The 12,669-nt window shown below is 51.1% G+C and carries 13 protein-coding genes and 1 riboswitch; of the genes, 9 read left to right on the forward strand and 4 right to left on the reverse strand.

All coding sequences use genetic code 11. The annotated features are described in order from the left end of the window. Together AWJ19_RS22715 and gdhA are read left to right on the forward strand one after the other, a co-directional pair. A partial coding sequence (locus AWJ19_RS22715) for a Sua5 family C-terminal domain-containing protein (RefSeq protein WP_277815836.1) occupies positions 1-520 on the forward strand: 520 nt, incomplete at its 5' end. Between the two features lie 300 nt (positions 521-820). After that, positions 821-2,200 (forward strand): NADP-specific glutamate dehydrogenase, encoded by a 1,380-nt coding sequence (gdhA, locus tag AWJ19_RS22720; RefSeq protein WP_068727298.1) that lies wholly within the window; start codon positions 821-823, stop codon positions 2,198-2,200. A gap of 407 nt (positions 2,201-2,607) precedes the next feature. On the opposite strand, the gene AWJ19_RS22725 is transcribed toward gdhA, so the two are convergent. Beyond that, positions 2,608-3,591 carry a diaminopimelate dehydrogenase gene (locus tag AWJ19_RS22725; protein ID WP_068727300.1) on the reverse strand — a complete coding sequence of 328 codons (984 nt, stop codon included), beginning with the start codon at positions 3,589-3,591 and terminating at the stop codon, positions 2,608-2,610. Positions 3,592-3,773: 182 nt separating this feature from the next. On the opposite strand from AWJ19_RS22725, the gene AWJ19_RS22730 reads away from it, so the two are divergent. The 4 genes from AWJ19_RS22730 to AWJ19_RS22745 all read left to right on the forward strand — a co-directional run bounded on the left by AWJ19_RS22730 (position 3,774) and on the right by AWJ19_RS22745 (position 8,159). Beyond that, positions 3,774-4,523: a hypothetical protein gene (locus AWJ19_RS22730; protein ID WP_241781853.1), complete on the forward strand. Its 750-nt coding sequence runs from the start codon at positions 3,774-3,776 to the stop codon at positions 4,521-4,523. 13 nt (positions 4,524-4,536) lie between these two features. After that, positions 4,537-6,225, forward strand: coding sequence for a VWA domain-containing protein (locus tag AWJ19_RS22735; protein ID WP_068727301.1), 1,689 nt, complete (start codon positions 4,537-4,539; stop codon positions 6,223-6,225). A gap of 24 nt (positions 6,226-6,249) precedes the next feature. After that, positions 6,250-7,389, forward strand: a complete 1,140-nt coding sequence (locus AWJ19_RS22740; protein ID WP_068727303.1) for a toxic anion resistance protein — start codon at positions 6,250-6,252, stop codon at positions 7,387-7,389. Positions 7,390-7,451: 62 nt separating this feature from the next. Continuing rightward, positions 7,452-8,159, forward strand: coding sequence for a L,D-transpeptidase family protein (locus AWJ19_RS22745; protein ID WP_241781854.1), 708 nt, complete (start codon positions 7,452-7,454; stop codon positions 8,157-8,159). A gap of 85 nt (positions 8,160-8,244) precedes the next feature. Here AWJ19_RS22745 and AWJ19_RS22750 read toward each other — a convergent pair whose 3' ends face one another. Both AWJ19_RS22750 and AWJ19_RS22755 read right to left on the reverse strand, forming a co-directional pair. Further along, positions 8,245-9,243 (reverse strand): ketoacyl-ACP synthase III, encoded by a 999-nt coding sequence (locus tag AWJ19_RS22750; protein WP_068727305.1) that lies wholly within the window; start codon positions 9,241-9,243, stop codon positions 8,245-8,247. Positions 9,244-9,280: 37 nt separating this feature from the next. Further along, the gene (locus tag AWJ19_RS22755; protein WP_082708069.1) at positions 9,281-9,640 is read right to left on the reverse strand and encodes a hypothetical protein; all 360 of its coding nucleotides are present in this window, start codon (positions 9,638-9,640) and stop codon (positions 9,281-9,283) included. Between the two features lie 47 nt (positions 9,641-9,687). On the opposite strand from AWJ19_RS22755, the gene AWJ19_RS35375 reads away from it, so the two are divergent. Beyond that, positions 9,688-9,870 carry a hypothetical protein gene (locus AWJ19_RS35375; RefSeq protein ID WP_157890075.1) on the forward strand — a complete coding sequence of 61 codons (183 nt, stop codon included), beginning with the start codon at positions 9,688-9,690 and terminating at the stop codon, positions 9,868-9,870. Continuing rightward, positions 9,830-9,920: riboswitch (cyclic di-GMP riboswitch) on the reverse strand. Its footprint overlaps the gene before it by 41 nt. A gap of 545 nt (positions 9,921-10,465) precedes the next feature. Further along, entirely contained in the window at positions 10,466-11,473 is a 1,008-nt protein-coding gene (gene trpS, locus AWJ19_RS22760) for a tryptophan--tRNA ligase (protein WP_068727306.1), read from the forward strand. 133 nt (positions 11,474-11,606) lie between these two features. Here the strand turns inward: trpS and AWJ19_RS22765 are convergent, their stop codons facing one another. Further along, on the reverse strand, positions 11,607-12,230 hold the full coding sequence (locus tag AWJ19_RS22765; protein WP_082708070.1) for an SDR family oxidoreductase: 624 nt from the start codon (positions 12,228-12,230) through the stop codon (positions 11,607-11,609). 36 nt (positions 12,231-12,266) lie between these two features. On the opposite strand from AWJ19_RS22765, the gene AWJ19_RS34895 reads away from it, so the two are divergent. Beyond that, positions 12,267-12,635, forward strand: coding sequence for a TetR-like C-terminal domain-containing protein (locus tag AWJ19_RS34895; protein ID WP_068727308.1), 369 nt, complete (start codon positions 12,267-12,269; stop codon positions 12,633-12,635). Positions 12,636-12,669 lie beyond the last annotated feature (34 nt).

A 12,669-nucleotide genomic window follows, 5' to 3' on the forward strand; every position in this document is an offset into this window, starting at 1 on the left:
GTCATCCTCCGTCCGGGCGGGATTACTGCCGAGCAGCTGCGGCAGTGGCTGGTGCCGTTGCTGCCCCGCCTTCCGGGGAACCCGGGGGGCAGCGCAGGCCGGCGGAGCTGACGCCGGCGGAGACAGCAGCCCGGCGCCGCGCTCGCCGGGCATGAAATACACGCATTATGCGCCGCAGGGCTCGCTCTCCATTGTGAGCGGCACATCGCCTCAGCGGGCTGCGGACACTGCAGCTGCGCTCCTGCTGGAAGCACGCGGACGCGGCGAGAAGACCGGGCTGCTGCTGTTCGAGGAGCACCGAGTCTTGTATTCTGACGATGCCGCAGACTATATTGTTTCACTCGGCACGTTAGCCGCACTGGAAGAAGGAGCTCGGAGTCTCTACAGCGCCTTGCGTTACTTTGATGAAGTCTCCGCAGACTACATCATTGCCGAAGCTTGTCCCGACTTAGGTCTCGGCTCCGCCATCATGAACCGGCTGCGCAAAGCCGCCGGCGGATCGGTTATCCGCACGGATTAAAGAATCATTTAACCCGGAAATAAAGAGATATTCCATACGCTTGAGAGGGCGTTTTGGGGTATCTTTTTTTTGTTTTCGGATTCACGACAGGCCGACTTACAACCACCTAATCCGCTTAGCGACTGCATAAATATAACACTGTTTGTTAGTTTTATAGAATTTATTAATTGGCCATCAAAAAAGAATTGATTGGTAATTTCATGTCAGGTTTTAGTAAAATTCTTTTAAATTCTTAATAATATCGTGCCGTCCGCAGCAAGCTAACTTTACAAAATACATAAACAGGGAGTGTTGGTTCAAGTGTCTACGATTTCATCAACAGCATCAGCAACAGCTTCAGCTGAAGAATATGTGCAACGCGTATACAGTGAGGTTACCCGCCGTGACCCGCTGGAGCAGGAATTTCATCAGGCGGTCAAAGAGATTCTGGAATGTCTGGTCCCTGTGCTGGCCCGCCATCCGCAATATCAGGCGAATGCCGTTCTGGAGCGGCTTGTCGAGCCGGAACGCACCATCTCCTTCCGGGTGCCCTGGACAGATGATGCCGGAGCGGTCAGGGTCAACCGCGGCTACAGGGTGCAGTTTAACAGTGCTATCGGCCCCTATAAAGGCGGCCTCCGCTTCCACCCTTCCGTCTACTCGGGAATCATCAAATTTCTCGGCTTTGAGCAAATATTCAAAAATGCCCTGACCGGACTGCCAATCGGCGGCGGCAAAGGCGGTTCAGATTTTGACCCCAAGGGTAAATCCGATCGCGAAGTTATGGCGTTTACACAGAGCTTTATGACCGAGCTCTACCGCCATATCGGCCAGGATACCGATATTCCGGCAGGTGATATCGGTGTAGGCGCACGGGAGATCGGCTACATGTTCGGACAGTACAAGCGCATCCATGGCGGCCATGAGGCCGGAGTGCTGACCGGTAAAGGCCTGCTGTACGGCGGAAGCCTGGCACGCAAGGAAGCAACCGGCTACGGCCTCGTCTATTTCGTCCAGGAAATGCTTGCAGCACAGGGACAGGATTTTGAAGGCCAGACCGTCGTTGTTTCCGGCTCGGGAAATGTGTCTATCTATGCCATCGAGAAGCTCCAGCAGCTCGGGGCGCTGGTTGTGGCCTGCAGTGATTCCGGCGGTTATATCTATGATCCGCAGGGCATCAATCTGGATACAGTGAAACGGCTGAAGGAACAGGAGCGCGCACGGATCAGCGAATATGTTACGACACATCCGCATGCTGAATATACGGAAGGCAGCACGGGAATCTGGACAATCCCCTGCCAAATCGCCCTCCCCTGCGCTACGCAGAATGAGCTCGATGAGGATGCAGCGCGTGCCCTTGTGTCCGGCGGTGTAATCGCGGTCGGAGAAGGCGCCAATATGCCTTCCACCCTGCCGGCCATCAATTATTTCCTGCAGCAGGGAATCCTCTTTGCACCGGCTAAGGCTGCCAATGCCGGCGGTGTCGCGGTCTCGGGGCTGGAAATGAGCCAGAACGGGATGCGGCTCTCCTGGTCGTTTGAAGAGGTGGATGAGCGTCTGCGGATGATTATGAAGAACATTTACCGAAGCAGCGTCCGGGCTGCCGAGGAGTACGATATGCCCGGCAATCTTGTTGCAGGCTCGAACATCGCCGGCTTCCTTAAGGTTGCAGATGCCATGCTGGCCCAGGGTGTAGTCTAAAGCCTGACGCCTCATGCTTGTTGAGATCTATGATTTCTGCACGACCGAGAATTGCTGCTGTTCAAGCTAAATGGAAAAACGCCATCTATTTCGATGATCAGCCGCCCGTTTGAGCATGCTAGTTGGAAAAACTCCACTTAATTCCTCTGTTTTTTCCACCAATGGGGTTAACCGGCTAATATAAGTGTTGTTTTTCCATCTAATAATTAGAACTATTGAAATTTCATTAAATTAGATGTGCAAAATCCAACTAAATGTCTTGGACAGCCTGGACTGCTCCTAAACGGAACTTCAACATTAAAAACGCGAAAAACGCGCCGCAGAGTTACTCACGGCGCGTTTTTTTGCTGCTTTTTAATCAGCTATTTATTTATTCCTACAGTATTATTCCCTGTAGTATTTACCCCCTACAGCAGGTCACGGCGCAGCTCTTCCGGCGATTTCGGCGAGAGAAGCCCAAGCGGAATATCAAATACGGTTTTGGCACCGGCAGCTCCTTCCGCGCTGAGCCGGGCAGCTGCTCTGGTGTAGGCGATCAGTACGCTGGCGGTGAATTCCGGATTGCTGTCCAGCTTCAGCCCGAATTCGGCGATCTGTCTGTTGCCGCCTCCGGTCACCCCGCTGCGTATAACGAATCCGCCATGCGGCATTCCGGAATGCTCACTGGCCAGCTCCTCCTCCGTAATAAACGTCACAGTCGTATCATAATCAGCAAAATAATCCGGCATGTTAACAATGGTTTCGCGGATCGCATCCTGATCAGCACCTGCTTCAGCCACGACATAACAGTTGCGGCGGTGCTTTTCACGGGTTGCCAGCTCCGGCGTTTCTCCGGAACGGATGCGCTCAATGACTTCTTCAACCGGAACAGTGTACTGCACTCCCGCTTTCACTCCCGGTACCCGGCGGATTGCATCGGAATGCCCCTGGCTGACTCCCTTACCCCAGAAGGTGTAATCATGCCCCTCCGCGAGCACGGACTGCATCAGCAGGCGGTTCATGGAGAACAGGCCCGGGTCCCACCCTGTAGAAATAACGCTAACCTTGCCGCCTTCCAGCGCAGCTGCATTCACTTTTTCATAAAACTCCGGAATCTTGGCATGTGTATCAAAGCTGTCTACGGTATTGAACAGCTTGGCCAGCTGCGGAGTCTGCTCAGGCAGATCAGTAGCTGAGCCGCCGCACAGAATCATAACATCAATTCTATCTATGTATTCCTTGGCATCAGCCAGACGCTCCACCTTAAGGCCTGTCTCCTTGGCAAGACCTTCCGGATCTCTGCGCGTAAATACAGCAACCAGCTCCATATCCGGATTCTGCCTGATCGCCTGCTCTACACCTTTGCCGAGATTTCCATAGCCTGCAATACCTACTCTAATACGTCTGTTCATGTTGTTCCTCCCTCGCCGGAAGCTTCGGTTATTTTTTATTGTCTTAAATTACAAGTATATATACATTACATGAAATGTAAACATTTTATTTGCCATTTCCTGATTTTTCCTCACCTCTTCAGCATCAGCCAAGGATTATATGAATCAAATAAGGCTATAGCCAAATATACTCATACAGTGAGGTGATTGAGCTGAACAGATACAGGTTCGTCAAGCTGCTGGCCGTGATAGCCGGCGTTGTCATTATTAACATTGCTGTTTTGTCTCTGGGACTTATGGCTGTAGAAATCGGCGGGGCTGACGCCGTAGAAACCGCTGCAGCCGTTACCCTGCTGGTCATCAGTCTGCTCGTTGTGGTGTACTCCAGCTATACGCTACTGCTCAAACCTCCGGCCGTCAAAGAGATACTCCCTTCAGCCATGCCTGACGATTACACAGAACAGCTCGAACAGTATAAAAAGGTAAAAGCGCTGAAAAGTGACGCCGCCCTTGCCATCGACCAGCTGGACCGGATGGATAAGAAAAAAAACGCGCTGACCCGCCTGCTTGCTCAAAGATTTGATCCCGAAGAGCTTAGCTACCGGAAATTCCATACCGTCATAAACGAAGTTGAAAAGCTCCTCTACCTCAATATCAGGGGAATTCTCGGCAAGCTCCGTTTGTTTGAGCCCTCCGAGTTCTCCCTGTTCGCCGGCTCCCGCACCCCCGCCCAGTTCACCGACAAGCTTATCCAAAGGAAAACCGCACTGTATAACGATTTTTTCACCTCTATCAAAGCCTTCCTTGGTGCAAATGAAGAAATTCTGCTCAAGCTGGATCAGCTGCTGCTAGAAATCTCTGAGCTGGACGGCACCATTGACCAGCACGTTGAAGAAATCCCCTGCATGCAGGAGCTGAGCGCACTAATTAATCAGACGAAACTCTATCAATAGAGGAGGATGATTTATGTCCGGTAAAGGCAAAACGTTCATGATCCTGGCGCTGATTGCAGCGGCTGTATTTGCTTTAGTCTATTTCGGAATCACACTTACCTCAAATCTGGGCAAATCTACCGGGGAAATTACGGCGGAGGACGCAGATAAGAAGCTGGGTAAGCTCTACAAGGAGATTAAGGTAAACCTTGCAGACCCGGTTAAAGGCCAGATCGATCTTGATCCGGCGGATGTGGGGGACTCGCTGCCTGACATCTCCAAATTTGCGGTTTCCGTAGAGAATACCACAGATCATTATGTTGAAATCTTCTCCTCTACAGAAAAATCCGGCGCCGGCAATGACGGCTGGCTGAATGAGGTGGCATCGGCTTTTAATGAAGCCAATATAATGGTGGACGGCACAGCTGCATCGGTAAAAATCCGCAATATCGCCTCCGGCACTGCGGCTGATTACATCAGATCGGGCAAGTATATTCCAGATGCTTATACCCCGTCCAATGAGCTGTGGGGTGAAATGGTAAAAGCAGGCGGAATCAGAGCTGAGCTCGTAACCAGACGTCTTGCCGGAAATGTCGCAGGTGTGGTTACCTCCCAAAAGAAATATGACGAGCTGATTGCGAAATATGGCGCTTTGAACGTCAAAACGATCACGGATGCCATCTCGGCGAATGAGCTCGCTATGGGTTACACCGATCCTTTTGCCAGTTCGACCGGGCTTAACTTTCTGGTTACGGCTCTTGGGACTTTTGACAGCTCAGATCTGCTTGGAAACCAGGCGGTACAGGGCTTTGAAAAATTCCAGGCCAACGTGCCTTTTACAGCCTCAACCACGCTGCAGATGCGGGATGCGGCCAAGACCGGCATGCTGGATGCTTTTGTGCTGGAATACCAGACCTTTGTTAATGCTGCCGACCTCAAAAACGGTTACGTCTTCACCCCGTTCGGCGTCAGACATGACAGTCCGCTTTATGCACTCGGCGATCTGCCCGGGCAGAAGCAGGACATACTCCGGGAATTCGCAGCATTCGCCGCACAGGATAAATTTCAGCAATTGGCATTGGCAAAGGGCTTTAACGGCTTAAATGATTATATCTCCGAGCAGCCTCCGGTGGACGGCTCCCTGCTATCTTCTGCCCAGAAGCTGTGGAAGGAAAAGAAAAACGGCAGCACCCCGCTTGCAGCAGTGTTTGTTGCCGACGTCTCGGGCAGCATGGCCGGAGAGCCGCTGAACCGGCTGAAGGAATCGCTTTTGAAGGGCCAGAAGAATCTCGGAAAGGACAACAGCATCGGCTTTGTCTCCTACTCCAGTGACGTTACGATCCATTTGCCCATCGGCAAATACGACACCAATCAGCAGTCCATGTTTGTCGGGGCGGTTAACAGCCTGCAGGCTGCCGGAGGTACGGCTACTTTTGACGGGATGGTGGTCGCGATGAAAATGCTCCAGGATGAGCTGGCCGCAAACCCCGGGGTAAAGCCTATCATTTTCCTGCTCAGCGACGGGGAGACCAACGAAGGCCATTCCCTGGATGAGATCCGCAGCCTAATTGAAACCTACAAAATCCCGGTCTACACCATCGGCTATAACGCCAACATCAAAGCGCTGGACAGTATTTCTGCCATCAACGAGGCTGCTAGCATCAATGCAGATACAGACGATGTGGTCTACAAAATCGGCAATCTGCTGAATGTTCAGATGTAAGACAACTATACTAGGAGGTCTGTCATGTCCTTTACTATGGAAATCCCGAGCACAGAGCAGCTGAAGGCTGTCATTGCCGAGGAAGCCAAACCTGAGCCTGAAGAGCTTAGCCGGCTTAAGGAGCTGGCCAAAAGCAATGTTACCAGCATTTTAGAGCTTGATCTGGAGTCCCTGGAGAAACGCCAAGCGATACTGCAATCCATTGACAGCTTCGGTATGGGCACCATGCGCTCCTCTTCGGATAAAAACGCCCTTCTGCAGGTATCCGTGGGTAATTTGTCCAAAACCGGGGATGAAGGCGGCCAGGTCGCCAAAGGTTTGACGGAGCTGCATCTGCAGCTGAAGGACCTCGACCCGAGTGCTGTTGATTTTGCCAAAAGCGGACTGCTGGGCAGGTTCTTCAATCCGCTGCGCCACTATTTTGCCAAATACCAGAAAGCCGATGCGGTCATCTCCGACATTATCGTGTCGCTGGATAAAGGCAAGACCATTCTGAAAAACGATAATACGACACTGCAAATCGAGCAGCAGGCACTGCGTGAGCTGACCCGGAAGCTGAAGAAGGAAATTGAGCTCGGACTGCTTATGGACCAGGAGATTGAGACGCAGGTTGAAGCGGCCAAGGTGCGCGGGGAAGCCGAGGAGAAAATCCGTTTTATTACAGAGGAGGTGATGTTCCCGCTACGTCAGCGGGTGATGGATTTGCAGCAAATGCTGGTTGTGAACCAGCAGGGAATTATGGCGATCGAGGTGGTCATCCGCAACAACAAGGAGCTGATCCGCGGCGTGGACAGAGCCAGAAACGTTACCGTCTCGGCCCTCAAAATATCGGTTACAGTCGCAAGCGCCCTATACAACCAGAAGATTGTCCTTAAAAAAATTGAGCTGTTGAACCAGACGACCGACAACCTGATCAGCGGCACTTCAAGAATGCTTAAGGAGCAGGGTGCTGCAATTCACAAGCAGGCGCTGGAAACCAGCATCTCCGCTGATACGTTGAAACAGGCGTTCACCGACGTTTTATCTGCCCTTGACTCCATCAGCACTTACAAGCAAGAGGCTCTGCCCAAGATGCGTGAGACGATCAGCCAGTTCCGCGAATTGGCCGACAATGGAGAGAAACAGATTCTCCGGCTGGAAAAAGGCTCGACTCTCGGCTTGTAATGCATTAACTCAGCGATTCCTCCCTGCCCCCCTGAGGTAATAAGCCTTAGGGAGGTGTACATATGCACAAATCAACCCGTAGACGTATCCTGCTAGTTGTCATGTGTCTTTTTTTGCCGCCTGTTCTGGTGCTGGTCTCCTTAACCCCAGAGGCTGCAGCTGCCGGGTTTGCGGCTTCATGGCCGTATAAGGCTGACCGCCTGGAGTCCAGTCAGATGGTTGTCGTAACGGCCTCTTCATCACGCTCCACTACAGGAGTGCTTACTTTACGTGAGAATCGGGGCGGAAGCTGGAAGACGGTGCTATCAGGCATACCTGTAACCCTGGGTGCAGGCGGCATCGGCAAAACAAAAGAAGGCGACAAGCGCACGCCCTCAGGGGTCTTCAGGCTCGGGGAGGCTTTCGGTTCCGCGGCTGGTCCGGAAGGCCTCAAACTCCCGTACAGCATAGTCGGCAGCCGGGACTACTGGATTGATGCCCCCGGCTCTGCCGAATATAATCAGCGGGTAACCTTTACCGGAGATCCCGGGAGCCGCTGGGCATCCTACGAACGTCTCCTGCACCCGCTGTATAAGTATGCGGTCGTAGTAAGATATAATGATGAACCGGTGGTGCCCGGCAAGGGCAGTGCAATCTTTTTGCATATCTGGAGAGGAGCCGGCCAGCCTACAGCCGGCTGCATCGCCATGTCGGAGAGCAATCTGCTGAAGCTGATGAAGCAGCTGGATCCCGAGCTGTCACCCGCGATTGCGATCGGAACGGCAGACTGATCATTCGTGCGGCCGGGAGCACACAAATAAAGCCTGCGCAGTCTGCGCAGGCTTCTTAATGGTTCTGCTATAGTAATTATCCGGGTTAGAGTCTCCACAGTGTAGCACAGCTTGTAATCCCTGCACCGACCGACCACATGAAGAACAAATCACCGGGTATGAGTGTCCCGTCCTTGATGGCATGATGCAGGGTAACGAACGGGCTGCTGGTCCCTGTATACCCGTAAATATCACCTATATAAGGAAATTTGGCCTCATCCTCATTCAGCTTGCCGGCAATCTCTTTGATCACTGAAAGGTTCAGCTGACTGAGAATGTAGTGTTTAACCTCTCTTTTGGCATATCCGTGTTTATGGAGCAGGTTTTCAATATTGGTCACTGCTGTAGGGAATGCTACATTTACATTATACTCAGGATGCAGGTAAATCTTTTTCTCCTCAAGCGTAAGATGCTCGCCGAACATCTGGGTCATACCGGCAGACGGAAACAGCATGTCTTCCGCCTTTTGCGTATTGGTGTAATAAGCGGAATCAATCAGACCGGATTCCCCTTCCTCTACCCGTTCCAGCAGAACTGCACAGGCTGCATCCCCGCAGAGTCCTTTTGAAGCCAGATCCCCTTCTTTATAAAAGCGGGCGATCTGCTCAGAGCCGACAACAAGCGCATACCTTACTCCGGGATTGGTCATCATCGAGCGGGCTGCCTGGTCTGCGGCAACTACCATTCCCACACAGTTCGCATTGCTGTCATATACGATACAGGACTGCTTTCCCCCGATTGCCTGGTGCAGCAGGGCAGCGTCTGTCGGAGCACTATATTCATGCGTGCCCGAGGAGACAACGATCATATCGAGATCCTCTCCGCCAAGCCCGCTGCTCTCAAGCAGCGCTTTAGAGGCTTGAATAGCCATATTCAGCGTGCTTTCTTCATAGGTGGTTGCATAATAACGATCCTTACGGCCAAAATACTCCCAAATACCAATAAGCTTGTCTGCAGCTTCGCCAGCCTGTTCAGCCAATTGTTCATTGCTAACTTTGAATGGCGGATGGTACACTTCAGTACCTGCAATCCTTACGTTAACCATATGGGCCCACCTTTGTTAGTGTTTTTGATGCTTTAAGCTACCCTTTTACAATAGCCCACGCTTCGTCCACAGTATCTACAAAATGGCCGTTAAAGCTGGCTTTTGGCGCTACACGCTGCAACTGTGACTTGGCCACTACCTTAACCGGATTGACAAGAACGGCATGCTTGAAGCTGTTATACATCACGTAGCAGCGTTCCAGCACCGGCAGAATTTCCGGTTTGAAAGGGGCCATGTCCGTGCAGTCAATGATCAGCGACATCTCTTTCAGCGGCAGATTCGGCATCTGGGCTTCAAAAATATCCACCTCTTTAATGGTCTCCTCGAGGTCGGCAAACCCGTGCAGGCTGATAAAAATGGTATTCGTTTCAGGGTGCATTGTTGTTTCTGCTATCATCTAATGACATCTCCAGTTCTGTTTGTTTGATAAGTGGAAGCAAAGATATGAATCTTTCAGAATGTGTTCAACAGTTTTCAATTGTGATCAAAACAGGTCAAAGCGCTCCTGCCGGGCAGGCTGTTTCTGTATTACAGCATGATTGCAACTCTCCCTTGTTGTATTTAGACAACAAAAAAACCAAACTATATGAGCGTCCCCGCTGTCATGCCGCTATTTCTGCGGTTTAGACCGGTGGCTTTGCGTCTTCCGCCTTTCGGCGGAGTTGCCTTTGTTCATCAGCTGGCGCCTCTGAATTACAAACATATTTGGTATTTAGTGTCTAGCTATATTTATAATTCTACACTCAATTTCCCTATTCCTGCTTGTAATAACCGAAAAATTCCCAAAGGAACGGATTGACTCCACCTGCTCCTTGAGTTAATATTATCCACAATATCAGTAACAACGTTGACAAAGGGTAAGTAGCCCTGTATTTAGGACTTCAGAGAGCCGGTGGCCGCTGCGAACCGGTGTCCGGCACAGGTGTGAATGGACTTTGTAGTTGCTTTTCCGAACCGTCTGCAAGGATGAAGTAAGGAAATGCCGGGAATCCCGCCGTTATCACGGGAACGGTATCGAGCTTCACATCTTTTGTGGACTCCGCACCGTATTGACCAGACCGGATACCTGCAGATCAAGCAGCGAAGCGGTTAATTAAGGTGGCATAACGATAACTTCGTCCTTAGCGGACGGAGTTTTTTTATTTGCTAAAGGGGGTGATGGCCATGGAGGATGGCTGGTGGTGGCAACGGATTATTATAAAATATACCAGGAGGAATTTTAATGAACAAAGAACGTATGCTCACAGGAGACCGCGTTACCGGCAAGCTGCACCTTGGCCATTACTCGGGCAGTCTCAAGAACAGGGTAATGCTGCAGGATAAATATGAATCGTTTGTTTTTTTAGCGGATGTGCAGGCGCTGACGACCCATTTTGAGCGGCCCGACCATATCCGCGGCCATATCAAAGAAATTACTCTCGATTATCTGGCCGCAGGAATTGATCCTCAGCAGACTACCCTTTATATCCAGTCGCTGATCCCGGAAATTGCCGAACTGACTATCTATTTTTCCATGTTCGTTACAGTAAATCTGTTGCGGCATAACCCGACTCTGAAGGCGGAGGCGAAAAGCGGGCAATTCGATGAGATGTATTACGGCTTTCTCGGTTATCCCGTCAGCCAGGCAGCGGATATTACATTCTGTAAAGCAACCGTCATTCCGGTCGGAGAGGACCAGCTTCCACATCTGGAGCTTACACGCAAAATCGTCCGCCGTTTCAATGAGCTGTATAAGCCTGTATTTGCCGAACCGCAAGCGTTGCTGAGTGAAACCCCGCGGCTGATCGGTACAGATGGCAACGCTAAAATGAGCAAAAGCCTCGGCAATGCCATTACCCTTGATTCGTCGACTGAAGAAGTCACACGGACGATCAAAAGAGCGTTGACCGATCCGGCCCGTCTACGCAAAAACGATCCCGGCCATCCGGACATCTGCCCGATTTACGCTTATCACCAGGCCTTTAACCCGCGGGAATCGGCGGAGATCCGGGAAGCCTGTGAACGCGGAAGCATCGGTTGTGCGGCTTGCAAGGAGCGGATCACCGCAAGCTTAGAGGAACTGTTCAAGCCAATGCGGGAACGCCGGGCTTATTATGCGGCCAGACCCAAGCTGGTGGATGAGATTCTGATAAGCGGAACACAGCGTACACGAGCCATTGCCAAGGAAACAATGCGTGAAGTACGGGATGCGATGAACCTGAACTATTTTGATAGAACCTTAACTATTTAGTTGGATTTAAATAGCTGGCGTTTTTTCACTTAGATTAACTAGTGCTCCATTTCGTAAAACCCAAAAAATAGTGCCCTTTGAGGGGCACTATTTTTTAAGCATGATAAGCATAGCATTCAGTCGAGCCAACCGATTATTGTCCGATCATCCCGCCGTCAACGGTGTAGAGCGAAGCGGTAACGAACGAAGCTTCTTCGGAGAGCAGGAAGTTCATGACAGCCGCAACCTCCTGCGGTTCACCGTAGCGTCCCATAGGTGTTGCTGCTTCATTAGCTGCTTTAAAGTCATCGGCGCTGCCTGAATTCTTCTCGATCTTGCGCATCATCTGCGTGTTGATGGTTCCCGGCAGTACGGCGTTGACACGGATACCGAACGGAGCCAGCTCATTGGCAGTAACTCTGGTCAGGCCGATCACCGCGTGTTTGGACATAATATAAGGAGACATTCCCGGAGCACCCATGAGACCTGCCAGTGAGGAGGTGTTGAGGATGGCGCCGGATTTTTGCTTTTTCATTACAGGAATGACGTACTGCAGCCCCAGAAATACTCCGCGGACATTGACGTTATACACCAGGTCGAGCGACTTCACACTCAACTCTTCTACCAGCCCGGAGGGGCCTTCAATCCCGGCATTGTTGGCAAAATAGTCAATCGTGAGGCAGTGACCATTATAGATATCGCCGAGCGTGCGGACTATAACCGCGGAACCTTTTATAAGCATTTTGTAAGTAAAGAAGACCTGCTCCGGGATATTCATGACGATTTTTTGCGGGATGTCTCGGAGGCATTGTTATTGCCTTATGAAGGAATGGAGCAGATTGAAGCTACGGGTATTTATCCGTCCACCTTGCAGCTTTTTCAGCATATTGAGCATCAGAAAAGGTATTACCTTGCCTTAAGCTCCGCCCAGCGCGGGAAAACTTCGGTCGAGCTGTATGATACACTGCGGAGATCCATGCGTGAAGATATGCATATTGAAATGGAGGATGGCAGTCCCCCGCTGGATTATGAAATTCTGCTGAGCTATCAGCTGTCAGCCACTGTAGGCGTCATTGATTATTGGGCGGAAACCGGCTTTAAATACTCTGCAGAGTATATGGCCGGGCAACTAACAGCGCTAGTTAACAGCAGAATGGATCATATTGTGTTTAAAAGAAACTGAGTTGCTGCATAAAAAAAGCGGCTCAGGCCGCTTG

The organism is Paenibacillus sp. DMB5 (assembly GCF_001517085.1).
In the GTDB taxonomy this organism is placed as follows: Bacteria; Bacillota; Bacilli; order Paenibacillales; family Paenibacillaceae; genus Paenibacillus_AQ.

Excerpts from the sequence above, each read along its gene's own strand:
- AWJ19_RS22740 (WP_068727303.1), top strand. The coding sequence starts at position 6,250 with ATGTCCTTTACTATGGAAATCCCGAGCACAGAGCAGCTGAAGGCTGTC.
- AWJ19_RS22735 (WP_068727301.1), top strand. The coding sequence starts at position 4,537 with ATGTCCGGTAAAGGCAAAACGTTCATGATCCTGGCGCTGATTGCAGCG.
- AWJ19_RS35375 (WP_157890075.1), top strand. The coding sequence starts at position 9,688 with ATGAATCTTTCAGAATGTGTTCAACAGTTTTCAATTGTGATCAAAACA.
- AWJ19_RS22750 (WP_068727305.1), bottom strand. The coding sequence starts at position 9,243 with ATGGTTAACGTAAGGATTGCAGGTACTGAAGTGTACCATCCGCCATTC.
- AWJ19_RS22745 (WP_241781854.1), top strand. The coding sequence starts at position 7,452 with ATGCACAAATCAACCCGTAGACGTATCCTGCTAGTTGTCATGTGTCTT.
- AWJ19_RS22725 (WP_068727300.1), bottom strand. The coding sequence starts at position 3,591 with ATGAACAGACGTATTAGAGTAGGTATTGCAGGCTATGGAAATCTCGGC.
- AWJ19_RS22765 (WP_082708070.1), bottom strand. The coding sequence starts at position 12,230 with ATGAATATCCCGGAGCAGGTCTTCTTTACTTACAAAATGCTTATAAAA.
- AWJ19_RS22755 (WP_082708069.1), bottom strand. The coding sequence starts at position 9,640 with ATGATAGCAGAAACAACAATGCACCCTGAAACGAATACCATTTTTATC.
- trpS (WP_068727306.1), top strand. The coding sequence starts at position 10,466 with ATGAACAAAGAACGTATGCTCACAGGAGACCGCGTTACCGGCAAGCTG.